Here is a 12,716-nt window from a genome sequence, read left to right on the forward strand (position 1 = left end):
GATTCTGAAGCATTTTGTTTATAGAAATATGGTCTATTCTTAGCGTTCAATTCTAATAACGTGACAGTTGAGCTGTGCTGTTCTCAATTCGCAAAAAAATCATCTTTTTTACGGTCGTTCCTGTCACGCTGCTTTACAACCTGATTTTTGGTATTCATCTCTATTTATCTATTCATCAGGCAACGGATACCGTGGCCAAACGCCTCACCGAACAGGTCTGGCACTATGCCAACGAGGTAGATGCCTACATTGTTAATCTGGTGCAGCAGGCTGACATTGTTGCGGGGATGATCGGTTCTACTAGTGACGGATTAAGTTGGTTGCCCGGAGACTTGTTGCTGAGAACGCTGGACAGTAATGCGTTGTTGAGAGGGATTGGTCTGATCTGGTTTGATCAGGGTTCCGGCCAGCTGGAAGGTATTCAGGCTTTACGGTATGGGCAATCCATCAAAGTTGTAGAAGGAATTGATACCTTTGGTTCCCTGTTGGTAAAAGCCTGGCCGAGAGTGGACGATGATGACCATAGTCTTTGGGTTGAGTCGGATTCGTTACAGAACGGTGGCAAGATCATCAGCTATGTGCAGCCTTTGTTAAAAGGGGGGAAGCGTCTCGGTATTTTAAAACTGGATGTTTGTCTCAGTGACCTCAGGGTTCGGGTGATTGATACGAATGTGGGGCAGCCCAAATTCTCGATTATCAGCCAACAGGGTGACTATCTCCATACCGACAGTAAAACGGCTCGCAGGGCTCACCACCATACTATTTTCGAGACGCTGGATGTCTATGGTACCCCGGGCTTGTGGGATGATCTGTCAAGGTTGATCGAAAAAGGCAAACCGGTACTGCGTAAATCGTGGATTCCCATGCGTGAACACGAGTACTGGTTTTTTGGCGCGCCTATACGGTCGGGGCCCTGGTGGCTGATTACCCATATCCGGCGGGATGTCGCTTTGGGCATGGTCAGGGAGCAGGCCAAGGTCGATGCCTTGATTATGTTGATCTCGCTGTTACTGATTTTTACCTGCGCCTGTCTGGTGTCTGATCGTATTACGCGTCCGCTGACGCAGCTGAAGCAGTCGATGGATGATTTTACCTACCGGCAGAGCTACCCGATTATCGCCAAAATGTCTGACGATGAAGTGGGCAGTCTGGCAGAAAGCTTTCAGCAATTGCTTGAAAAACTGGCTGAACGGGATCAGGCGCTTCATGACATGCGTGCCAATAATATTGGCCACTTGGTGCAAAAGCTCAGGGGGCAGTACTTTTATTTTAATCTGGATGAACAGGGAAGGATTATTCATGTCAGCCCGTCGATTCAATCGATACTGGGCTATAAGCCCGTAGAGTTTTTAGGTCCATTCAGTCGTTTTATTGTCGAGGACTCACAGCGAGAGCTGTTTAAGGAGCAGCTGCAAGGTGTGCTGTCGGATAACCCGACGACCTTTGAGCTGGAAGTGTTGCACAGCGATGGTCGCCACCGGCGTCTGGAAATATTCTGGAGCGATATGTTCGATGTTAAAGGCAGCTACTCGATAATAGAGGGGATGGCCAACGACATTACCGAGCGTATTAATGATACCCGCAAATTCAAGGCACTGCTGGATTCGGCGCCGGACGCGACGGTGATTTCCACGCCGGAAGGCATTATCAGCATGATTAATGGGCGCGCTGAAAGGTTGTTTGGCTTTGAACAGCATGAACTGGTGAACATGCCCCTGCGTTTGTTGACCCCTCTGAACTGTCGCTCGACGCACCCGTTGCTGGGTGATCTGGGGTCTGTTAGTTGGGAACAGTTTTGCCTGACGGGGTTTGAGTCTTACGGTATTGATCGCAATGGCAGAGTATTTCCGGTTGATATCACCAGTAATCCACTGGAAACCGATGATGGCTTGCTGATTTCCATGGTGGTCAGGGATATTACCGAGCGTAAGCGGATTGAATGCGAACTGACAGAAGCCAAGGAACAGGCAGAACGGGCGAACCGTGCCAAAGGATTATTTCTTTCCAATATGAGTCATGAACTCAGAACGCCTCTCAATGGTGTTCTGGGTTATACGCAGGTGTTGCTGCAGGATCGTGAGATTCGGGCAGAGCATGAAAAAAGTCTGCGTACGATTGAATCCAGTGGAAGGCACCTGTTGTCTTTAATCAACGATATTCTGGATCTGACCAAAATCGAATCGAGCCAGATTGAATTGCATCCGGTGACCATGGACTTGCGGGAAATGTTGTCGGATGTTCGCAACATGTTATTGGAAAAAGCCAATAGCAAAGGTCTGGTATTGAAAGTCGAGTCTTCCTCCGATTTGCCGCCAGTGATTGTTGCGGACGAAATCAAGCTAAGACAGATTCTGCTGAATCTCATGAGCAATGGTGTGAAATACACTCACTCCGGCTGGATCAGGATGCTGGTTGAGCAGAGAGGCGAGACACTTTACTTTGCTGTTGAAGATACGGGAATCGGTATCGATAAATCAGGACTGCAAAGGGTGTTTGAGCCGTTCAGACAGTTAAAGTCAGGCTATATGGCCGGGGGAACCGGTCTGGGGCTGGCAATCAGTCGCCACCTTGTGACTGCCATGGGAGGGGAGTTGACGGTGTCGAGTGAAGTGGGCAGGGGGAGCTGCTTTGAGTTTGATATTCCTTTGGAAGTCGGTAACGTTGAGGACCTTCAGGGGTGTTACCGGGTGCATCGTGATTCCTATTGTCCTGAGTTGCCCGAGAGTTGGAAGGGCCAGTCCATTCTGGTAGTGGATGATATTGACAGTAATCGGGATATGCTGGCGCGTTTGCTGGAAATTCCCGGGTTTTCGGTTCAGCAGGCCTGTAATGGCGCAGAAGCGCTTGAGGCTCTGGATCAGCACGATTTTGTTATGGTGCTGATGGATATTCGTATGCCGGTGCTGGATGGTATTGAAGCCTTGCGTCGTATAAGGCAGCGTCCCCACGGTCGGCGTATCAAGGTGATTGCTGTCACAGCCAGTGTCAGTCAGGAAGCCCGATCCGGATTGTTGATGGAAGGGTTTGACGGGTTTATTGGCAAGCCGTTTGATGCGGCCGAACTCTATGAGCTGATTGAGCGGCAGCTGGGGATCGAGTTTAAATTGACCCGCAGTAAACAGATGCTGTCTGCGGATCTGGATGAACTCATTGCCCGACTGGACAAAGAAGAACGGGAATGTTTTGTCCAATACATTCGGGAAGCAGTGGAAATGGGTGATCTGGAGTCTCTGCAGGAGCGGGTGAAACAGTTTGAAGGCCATCCTGGCTTTCAGGAGCTGAACCTTTACGTTGTGCAGTTGTGTGAAACCATGGATCTAGAACAGCTTGAATGTTTGATTAACAAGATGAACGTGAATGGGTAGTGGTTTATCGGGCATTATACCAATTCATATTTAGAAGACGGAATTGGTATTACTGCTGCTATGTTGTCTGCTTCCGTTCTTGGCGTAAGAGGCATAATATAACGATCTTGCGTAACAGACCCCGGGAGGTTGCAGTGACTGAAACATTATCCGATCTGGCTCTGCAGCTGTCGGTTGAGCTGGAGAAACAATCGTTGACCATGGCGACGGCAGAATCCTGTACAGGTGGCTGGGTCAGTCAGGTACTGACGGCGGTTCCCGGCAGCTCTGGCTGGTTTGAAGGAGGCATTGTCAGCTATTCAAACGCCATGAAGCACCGGCTTCTTGATGTTTCTGAAGAACTGCTGAGCACCTACGGTGCTGTCAGTCAGCCGGTGGCAGAACAGATGGCGCGGGGGGTTGCCAGAAAGCTTGGTGTGCAGGCCAGTATTGCCATCAGTGGAATTGCCGGACCAGGTGGTGGCACGGTTGATAAACCGGTGGGCACTGTACACATCGCGTGGTATCGTCGGGGAAAAACCTTTTCCGAAGCCTTCCTGTTTACAGGTGACCGGCAGCAGGTGCGTGAGCAGTCGGTCAGAGTTGCGCTATCCGAACTGATCAGGCTGCTTCAATAATTTGCAACTGAAACCAAAACTTAAATCGACAAATATACTGGACAAATATACAGATAGTGTTTAAATATACAGTATATGTAGCATTTATACCCGCCATGCCATGCGCAGGCAAGCACTGAGGATGATCAGACAATGGATGATAACAGAAAGAAAGCACTGGCAGCGGCTCTGAGTCAGATTGACCGCCAGTTTGGTAAAGGTGCTGTCATGCGGATGGGCGACCAGAAGCAGGAAGCCATTCCGGCTATTTCTACAGGCTCTCTGCAGCTGGATATTGCTCTGGGTATTGGCGGGTTGCCCAAAGGCCGGATTGTTGAAATTTACGGACCGGAGTCTTCCGGTAAGACCACACTGACTCTGAGCGTTATTGCCGAAGCCCAGAAACAGGGGGCAACCTGTGCTTTCGTGGATGCCGAGCATGCGCTGGATCCTCAGTACGCTGGCAAGCTGGGTGTTAACGTTGAAGACCTGTATGTCTCGCAGCCCGATACCGGCGAGCAGGCTCTGGAAATTACCGACATGCTGGTTCGTTCCGCTGCCGTCGATGTGATTGTTGTGGATTCGGTGGCCGCCCTTGTACCTAAAGCCGAGATCGAAGGTGATATGGGTGACTCCCATGTAGGTCTGCAGGCGCGCCTGATGTCGCAGGCACTGCGTAAACTGACCGGCTCCATCAAGCAGACCAATTGCATGGTGATCTTCATCAACCAGATCCGGATGAAGATTGGCGTGATGTTTGGTAACCCTGAAACCACCACCGGTGGTAACGCTCTGAAATTCTACTCTTCTGTGCGTCTGGACATTCGTCGCACCGGTGCAGTGAAGCAGGGTGATGAAATTATTGGTAATGAAACCCGGGTCAAGGTGGTTAAGAACAAAGTTTCACCACCGTTCAAGCAGGCTGAATTCCAGATTCTTTATGGTCAGGGCATCTACCACATGGGTGAAGTGATTGATCTGGGTGTGAAGCAGAAACTGGTTGAGAAGTCTGGTGCCTGGTATGCCTACAAAGGCACCAAAATTGGTCAGGGTAAGGCCAATGCCTGTAAATACCTGGCAGAAAATCCTGAAACTGCTAACGAAATTGAGACTCAGATTCGTGCAGAATTGTTGAATACGGCTTCTGAAACAGAAGAGTCGAAGAGTGCTGGTCAGGAACAGCTGTTAGCAGAATAATGCCGGAGCTATCCATACAGCAGCCATCTGTACAACAGCAGCCTGAACAGGACGTTCGCCGGGCAGCAATGGACTTGCTGGCCCGGCGTGAACACAGTTATTCCGAGCTGTGTTATAAACTGAAGGGTCGCTTTGAGGCACAGTCTGTTGAAACTGCCCTGAATAAATTGGTTGATGATGGCTTACAGAGTGATGACCGTTTTGCTGAAGCTTATGTACGTGCCAGAGGGAACAAAGGTTATGGCCCGGCACGTATCAGAATGGAGCTGTTGCAAAAAGGACTGTCACAGAGCCTGATTTCAAATTACCTGTTTGACGATGACGACAAATGGTTTGAAGAAGCCAGTCGAATGAAAACTAAAAAGTTGAGAGAAGATAGAAATCCTACATCTGCGGAGCGAGCGAAGTTGTATCGCTTTCTGGCGCAACGAGGCTTTTTAACCTGCCATATCAATGCCTGCCTGAGTTGAGCCTGTCTGAGTTGAACCATCCTGAGTTGAACCATCCTGAGTTGAAATAGTTTCAGTCTTTTAATTCAATTGTTCAGATAGTGCTTTCTGTGTCATAAATGGGAAGCATTTTTTTGAGTTTTTATCCATGTCCTGTTGTTCCCGCTGTGGTTTTGCAGTCTATTCTCGGGCAGTGCCCAACTGCTTCTGTCAGTCTCTGTCAGAATTCAACTGTGAGCATCGATTTTGTCTGCTCACCCATCCGGTAGAATTCGCCAAAACCAGCAATACCGGCAAGCTGGTAAAGGCAATGCTGCCTGATACGTTGGTGGTGCCATGGAATAGAGTCGAACCATCAGAAGAGCTAATGAATGCACTGGATGATCCGGACTGGCAACCGTATCTGTTGATGCCTGAAACCTATGCGATTTACCAGCAGGATGGGTTTGAAAGAAAGCCTGCTGCATCAGGTAAACTCTTTATTCTGTTAGATGCGACCTGGCAGCAGGCGCGAAAAATGTATCGGCAAAGTCCTTATCTACACAATTTGCCCCTGATGTCTCTGGAGCAAGTGCCCGAGTCGTCTTATACGCTGCGCAGAAACCAAAAGTCGGGTCATCTTTGTACTGCAGAGGTGGCTGCTGAAGTCCTCAGGAAGGAAGGAGCAGTGAAATTATCCCGTCACCTTCATCAATCCGTGTTTGATTTTTGCAGTCACTATCGCCAGTTACAGCAGGCTGGACAGCTCACCTGACCAGTGTTCCTGTTGAATATTTGAAAGAAAATACCTCACAGGTGGACATTTCCTGCTGATTCTGCGGCCTGCTTCTATATAATGTCCGGTTTACTATTGCTATCTAAAACCTCCTTGACGGAAGACCTGTATGAAAAGCTCTGAGATACGATCTGCCTTCCTTAACTTCTTTAAGGAAAGAGGGCATGAAATTGTGCCCAGCAGTTCGCTGGTGCCTCACGACGATCCAACCCTGCTGTTCACCAATGCCGGGATGAATCAGTTCAAGGATACATTCCTTGGGCGTGAAAACAGGGCTTACACCCGGGCCACCACGTCCCAGAAGTGTGTACGTGCCGGTGGTAAACACAACGATCTGGAAAATGTGGGTTACACCGCCCGTCATCACACCTTCTTTGAAATGCTGGGTAACTTCAGCTTTGGCGACTACTTCAAGCAGGATGCCATCCAGTACGCCTGGGAATTTCTGACCGGTACTCTGAACCTGCCAGCAGACAAACTCTGCGTTACTGTGTACGAAACGGACGATGAAGCCTATAACATCTGGCTGAAGGAAGTAGGTGTACCGGCTGACAATATCATCCGTATTGGCGACAACAAAGGCGCACCGTACGCCTCTGATAACTTCTGGCAGATGGGCGACACTGGCCCCTGTGGTCCATGTACCGAAGTGTTCTACGACCATGGTGATCATATCCGGGGTGGGCGTCCGGGCACGCCGGAAGAAGATGGTGATCGCTTTATCGAGATCTGGAACATCGTATTCATGCAGTACAACCGTCAGGCTGACGGTACCATGGAGCCTCTGCCTAAGCCTTCTGTGGATACCGGCATGGGTCTGGAGCGTATCTCCACCATTCTGCAGGGTGGTCACAGCAACTACGACATCGATATCTTCCAGGGTCTGCTGAACGATGCTTCCAAGCTGCTGGGTGGCGTTGATACCACGGTTGGTTCACTGCGAGTGATTGCAGACCACATTCGTTCCAGTGCTTTCCTGATCTCTGATGGCGTTATGCCGTCTAACGAAAGTCGCGGCTACACCCTGCGTCGTATTATTCGTCGCGCCTGCCGTCATGGTCACAAGCTGGGTGCAACTGAAACCTTCTTCTACAAGCTGGTGGGTTCTCTGGTACGTGAAATGGGTGATGCGTATCCCGAACTGAAGTCTGATCAGGCTCAGATTGAGCGCATTCTGTTGCAGGAAGAAGAGCAGTTTACCAAAACTCTGGATAAAGGCATGCGACTGCTGGAAGACAAACTGTCTGCTCTGGATGGCTCAGTTATTCCAGGTGATGTTGTCTTTACACTGTACGACACTTATGGTTTTCCGGTGGACCTGACGGAAGATATTGCCCGTGAACGTGAACTGACGGTCGATACGGAAGGCTTTAATCAGGCGCTGGAAGCCCAGCGTGAGCGCGCCCGTGCTGCCAGCAAGTTTGGTATGGACTACAACGAACAGCTGACCATTGATGGTGTCACTGAATTTACCGGTTATCAGTCGCTGCAGGGCGGCTCGGCGGTTAAAGCACTGTTTGTGGAAGGGCAGGCCGTTAACTCTGTCACCGAAGGTCAGCAGGCTACTGTGGTTCTGGAAGCAACACCGTTTTATGCAGAATCCGGCGGTCAGGTGGGTGATACTGGCAACCTGACGTTTGCCGGTGGTGCTATCGAAGTGCTGGATACTCTGAAGCAGGGTGACAGTCACCTGCACATTGCCCGTATTCTCTCCGGCGAACTGAACGTTGGCGATAAGGTTGAAGCTGAAGTCAATGCTGAAAATCGTCACGCAACGGCATTGAACCACTCTGCCACTCATCTGCTGCACGCAGCCCTGCGCAAGGTGCTGGGTGATCATGTGACCCAGAAAGGTTCTCTGGTTGATCCTGAGCGTCTGCGCTTTGACTTCTCTCACTTTGAGGCGGTTAAACCGGAAGAACTGCGTGCCATTGAGCGCATGGTTAACGAACAGATTCGTGCCAATACGGAAGTCACCACCGAACTGCTGGATATGGAAGCAGCCCAGAAGAAAGGCGCCATGGCGCTGTTCGGTGAAAAATACGGCGATGAAGTGCGTGTGTTGTCCATGGGAGCCGGGAACTTCTCTGTTGAATTGTGCGGTGGTACTCACGTAGTTCGTACAGGTGATATCGGTTCCATTCGTATTCTGGCTGAATCAGGCATTGCCGCGGGTGTGCGTCGTATCGAAGCAGTGACCGGCCAGAATGCAGATGAACGTCAGGAAAGTCTGGAAGATACGCTGAAGTCCGTGGCTGCATTGGTCAAAGGCTCTCAGGATTCTGTTCTGGACAAGGTGAAAGGGCTTCTGGAACAGAATCGCAAGCTGGAAAAAGAGATGCAGCAGCTCAAACAGAAGCTGGCATCTGCTGGCAGTGCTGATCTGCTAAGCAAGGCTGTTGAAGTTAATGGTGTGAAGGTTCTGGCAACAGCTGTTGAAGGCGTTGATCCGAAGTCACTGCGCGATATGGTCGATCAGCTCAAGAACAAACTGGAATCCGGTATTGTTTTCCTGGCCGTACCTGCTGAAGGCAAATTCCCGCTGGCAGCCGGTGTCACCAAAGATCTGACCGGTAAGGTCAAGGCCGGTGATCTGCTGAAAATGGTGGCAGAACAGGTAGGTGGTAAAGGTGGCGGTCGTCCGGATTTTGCTCAGGGTGGCGGTTCTCAGCCTGAACATCTGAACGCTGCTATCGAGTCAATTGCTGGCTGGCTGGAAGCAAAACTGTAACGGAGCGGCTAGCTCCGGGCTTAAGTCCGGGGCTTGCCTGACTGGACTGATTGTGCCAGACAGCTTTTTACCCAGGGTCATTCGTGGTAAATTTCTGTCTCGGCACAATGATGTAAGAAAGAAATAAAAATGGCGCTGTTAGTACAAAAATTTGGCGGCACCTCCGTAGGCGATCTGGATCGCATTCAGGGGGTCGCTGACAAGGTGAAAGGATTCAGAGATCAAGGGCATGACATCGTAGTGGTTGTTTCCGCTATGAGTGGAGAAACCAATCGTCTGACCGATCTCGCCACCACCCTTCAGAAACACCCCTCTCCCAGGGAAATGGACGTACTCCTGTCTACCGGTGAGCAGGTCACTATTGCACTGCTGTCTATGGCTCTGGAAGAAAGAGGCTGTCCAGCCCGGTCCTACACCGGTGGGCAGGTTCGAATTACCACCGATGATGCTCACACCAAGGCCCGCATCCGGGATATCGACACCCATCGTATGAAGCAGGATCTGGCTGAAGGCAGGGTGCTGGTGGTTGCCGGTTTTCAGGGTTGTGATGCACAAGGCAATATTACCACTTTGGGGCGTGGTGGCTCCGATACCACTGCTGTAGCCCTGGCAGCTGCCCTGAAAGCGGATGAATGTCAGATTTACACCGATGTCGATGGTGTCTACACCACAGATCCACGGGTGGTAGACAGTGCGCGCCGGCTGGATCAGGTGACCTTTGAGGAAATGCTGGAAATGGCCAGCCTTGGTTCAAAGGTGTTGCAGATTCGTGCCGTGGAATTTGCCGGAAAATACAACGTTAATTTAAGAGTCTTGCATACGTTCCAGGATGGACCTGGTACTTTGATCACGCTGGAAGAGGACGTCGCCATGGAATCACCGGTTGTATCCGGCATTGCCTTTAACCGAGATGAAGCAAAAATCACCATCAAGGGTGTTCCGGATATTCCCGGCGTTGCCTCTCGTATACTGGGGCCGGTCAGTGCTGCCAATATTGAAGTGGACATGATTGTTCAGAACGTCGCGGATGATCGTACCACTGACTTTACTTTCACGGTTCATCGTAACGATTATCACCGTACCATGGACGTGGTGGCCCGGATCTGTGAAGAGCTGGGGGCAAAAGAGCACGATGGCGACAGTAAAATTGCCAAAGTGTCCATTGTGGGTGTGGGTATGCGCTCTCATGCCGGTGTGGCAACAAAAATGTTTCAGGCTCTGGCTTATGAGGGAATTAACATTCAGATTATTTCCACCTCTGAAATCAAGGTGTCTGTGATCATCGCTGAAAAGTATCTGGAGCTGGCCGTTCGGGCTTTGCACTCGGTTTTTGAACTGGATAAGGAACCAGCCGCCGAAAACGATGTCTAACCACCCGAACGTACCTTGACTCGGGTATGATGGCGTCGGGGTAGTATCGACTATTAGGGTCGATAGGAAAAAAACTACCGTCATTCCCAACGGGTGCAGATATATCAACTAGACTGTCTGTGCTCAAACATGCTGTTTAATTTGAATGATTTATGACTACATTTCTCTGCTAGTAAAAATACGCATGGAAATGTTGAGTTCGGCGGCTAGACTTGTTGTGCTGAGTAATTCTTAAGCATGAATCGGTGGGCTGGCATATCCCATGCCCGGGCTGATAACAAGGCAGTCAAAAGAGTAGAAAGCAGGGTAGGCTAACCGCCGCTGTGATTTCGCCTCTGTTCTGGTGAATTATGAACCATTCTGGCTCAGGCCTGATTGCTTCGGTAATAAAACCATTGCGCCGCCGTGCTCAGGATTGACGGTCGTTGACTTACAGAGATGTAAATAAGGAGATTGTAATGCTGATTCTGACTCGCCGTGTAGGAGAGACCCTGATGGTTGGGGACGAGGTCACGGTCACTGTACTGGGCGTAAAAGGTAACCAGGTGCGCATTGGAGTGAATGCCCCCAAAGAAGTCGCCGTCCACCGCGAAGAAATATACCAGCGAATCCAGAAGGAAAAAGAGCATGGCGTCCCTGTTTCCGCACCTGAGAATTACTGATACTCACAAATAAATCAGCCGTTCTGGCTGGCAGAGAATTTGCGGTTAAATAAAACACCTGACTCTTTAGTCGGGTGTTTTTGTATGGCATGTATGACACATGTTGTTTGTCAGAATCGGATTAGATTCGGTTAAATAAAAAGGTTGTGTCGTTTAATGAGTCGTTGAATAAAAAAGCTTGCATTTCAGGGCGTTGAAGGTAATATAGCGAGCGTTCCCGGTGAGGTGGCCGAGAGGCTGAAGGCGCTCCCCTGCTAAGGGAGTATACGGTTTGTAGCCGTATCGAGGGTTCGAATCCCTCCCTCACCGCCATACTTGATTAGACAAAAGAATTTGCGCGCTCGTAGCTCAGCTGGATAGAGTACCTGGCTACGAACCAGGCGGTCGGAGGTTCGAATCCTCCCGGACGCGCCATTTGTTGATTGAATGGCTAATTAAGTATTTGAAAGCTAACGACAATTGTTGTTAGTATTGAGTCGTCTGCTGGTGAGGTGGCCGAGAGGCTGAAGGCGCTCCCCTGCTAAGGGAGTATACGGTTTGTAGCCGTATCGAGGGTTCGAATCCCTCCCTCACCGCCATACTTGATTAGACAAAAGAATTTGCGCGCTCGTAGCTCAGCTGGATAGAGTACCTGGCTACGAACCAGGCGGTCGGAGGTTCGAATCCTCCCGAGCGCGCCATTATATTCAAGCCCACATCATTTGATGTGGGCTTTTTTCGTATGGCACGGAATCTCTTTTTCTAATAATTCAGCCCATTCTGTTGTCCAGCCATCATGATGGTTTGCGCCTTCAATCGCCATTGTCTTGATGCAGTGTGGCTCGGGGAATCGACTGACATAATGCCGGCTGACATCTCCGGTGATGACGGAATCTTTTTTTCCATAAAAGTGAATTTGTGGCACCTGTTTTAACTCATTAATGTGTCTGATTGGGTTAAGAGCGTCTGGCATTGGGCTGACACGATGGAAATGATTTGTGAATGCCGGATCAAGGTTGCCTGCGATGGTGCGGACACTGATCACATCATCGCGTCTGGCTGCAATCAGAAGTGCAATGGTGGCTCCGCCGGAATAGCCAACCAGTTCAAGGGTTTTGAATTTGTACTGGTGCTTAAGACTTGAGATGGCATCATTCATGGAGTTTGCGACACTGTTACTGTATCTGCCAAAGGTCCAGGTGTGAGGGGTGCAACCTTTTTCCATTGAAAACTGACAGGGGCGAGCCAGATAGGCTATTTCCGGTTTGGGGTCCTGCAGCATAAGTTGATGCACCAGTCTGTTGACCGGTGTCGGGTCGGGGGAAGGGCGTCCACTGCGCATCCAGGCTTTGCCATCGCCTTCAATATAGATTCTGAAAATGTCTGATTTTATCGGCTGGTCCGGTTGCATTGATGCAATTGAGTAACCCGTGGTGGGTATTATTTTTTTACTGAAGTGTTTGTGTTTGGTGAGTTGCTCTGTTACTTCCTCAGAATGAAAAGACTGGCAGGAAGTAAGAAGGAAAAGTGCTGATATAAATAATAACCGATGCATTTTTGTTTTGAACTCATCCGTTTTTTAATAGAACGA

At 49.9% G+C, this 12,716-nt stretch carries 9 protein-coding genes and 4 tRNA genes; 12 read left to right on the forward strand and 1 reads right to left on the reverse strand.

What is annotated here, in order from left to right:
* Window positions 1-74: 74 nt before the first annotated feature.
* The 12 genes from EZMO1_RS09925 to EZMO1_RS09980 all read left to right on the forward strand — a co-directional run bounded on the left by EZMO1_RS09925 (window position 75) and on the right by EZMO1_RS09980 (window position 11,826).
* On the forward strand, window positions 75-3,365 hold the full coding sequence (locus EZMO1_RS09925) for a hybrid sensor histidine kinase/response regulator (protein ID WP_051789376.1): 3,291 nt from the start codon (window positions 75-77) through the stop codon (window positions 3,363-3,365).
* 134 nt (window positions 3,366-3,499) lie between these two features.
* Complete coding sequence (locus EZMO1_RS09930; protein ID WP_034873080.1) at window positions 3,500-3,982, forward strand: CinA family protein; 483 nt, start codon at window positions 3,500-3,502, stop codon at window positions 3,980-3,982.
* Window positions 3,983-4,114: 132 nt separating this feature from the next.
* Complete coding sequence (recA, locus tag EZMO1_RS09935) at window positions 4,115-5,158, forward strand: recombinase RecA (protein WP_034873081.1); 1,044 nt, start codon at window positions 4,115-4,117, stop codon at window positions 5,156-5,158.
* Window positions 5,158-5,628 carry a regulatory protein RecX gene (locus tag EZMO1_RS09940; protein ID WP_034873082.1) on the forward strand — a complete coding sequence of 157 codons (471 nt, stop codon included), beginning with the start codon at window positions 5,158-5,160 and terminating at the stop codon, window positions 5,626-5,628. Before recA ends, EZMO1_RS09940 begins: the two co-directional genes overlap by 1 nt.
* Before the next feature lie 172 nt (window positions 5,629-5,800).
* Window positions 5,801-6,361: a tRNA-uridine aminocarboxypropyltransferase gene (locus EZMO1_RS09945; RefSeq protein ID WP_160174012.1), complete on the forward strand. Its 561-nt coding sequence runs from the start codon at window positions 5,801-5,803 to the stop codon at window positions 6,359-6,361.
* A gap of 130 nt (window positions 6,362-6,491) precedes the next feature.
* Entirely contained in the window at window positions 6,492-9,113 is a 2,622-nt protein-coding gene (gene alaS, locus EZMO1_RS09950) for an alanine--tRNA ligase (protein WP_034873083.1), read from the forward strand.
* Between the two features lie 129 nt (window positions 9,114-9,242).
* A complete protein-coding gene (locus EZMO1_RS09955) occupies window positions 9,243-10,484 on the forward strand; it encodes an aspartate kinase (RefSeq protein ID WP_034873084.1) in 1,242 nt (413 codons plus the stop codon).
* Between the two features lie 458 nt (window positions 10,485-10,942).
* The gene (gene csrA / locus EZMO1_RS09960; protein ID WP_034873085.1) at window positions 10,943-11,146 is read left to right on the forward strand and encodes a carbon storage regulator CsrA; all 204 of its coding nucleotides are present in this window, start codon (window positions 10,943-10,945) and stop codon (window positions 11,144-11,146) included.
* 219 nt (window positions 11,147-11,365) lie between these two features.
* A tRNA-Ser gene (locus tag EZMO1_RS09965) sits at window positions 11,366-11,458 on the forward strand.
* A gap of 25 nt (window positions 11,459-11,483) precedes the next feature.
* Window positions 11,484-11,560: transfer RNA gene (locus EZMO1_RS09970), tRNA-Arg, on the forward strand.
* Window positions 11,561-11,631: 71 nt separating this feature from the next.
* Window positions 11,632-11,724: transfer RNA gene (locus tag EZMO1_RS09975), tRNA-Ser, on the forward strand.
* A 25-nt stretch (window positions 11,725-11,749) separates the two neighbouring features.
* A tRNA-Arg gene (locus EZMO1_RS09980) sits at window positions 11,750-11,826 on the forward strand.
* 17 nt (window positions 11,827-11,843) lie between these two features.
* Here the strand turns inward: EZMO1_RS09980 and EZMO1_RS09985 are convergent.
* On the reverse strand, window positions 11,844-12,536 hold the full coding sequence (locus tag EZMO1_RS09985) for an alpha/beta hydrolase family protein (protein ID WP_160174013.1): 693 nt from the start codon (window positions 12,534-12,536) through the stop codon (window positions 11,844-11,846).
* Between the last annotated feature and the right edge of the window lie 180 nt (window positions 12,537-12,716).

Origin of the sequence: Endozoicomonas montiporae CL-33 (assembly GCF_001583435.1) — a bacterium.
Taxonomy (GTDB): domain Bacteria; phylum Pseudomonadota; class Gammaproteobacteria; order Pseudomonadales; family Endozoicomonadaceae; genus Endozoicomonas_A; species Endozoicomonas_A montiporae.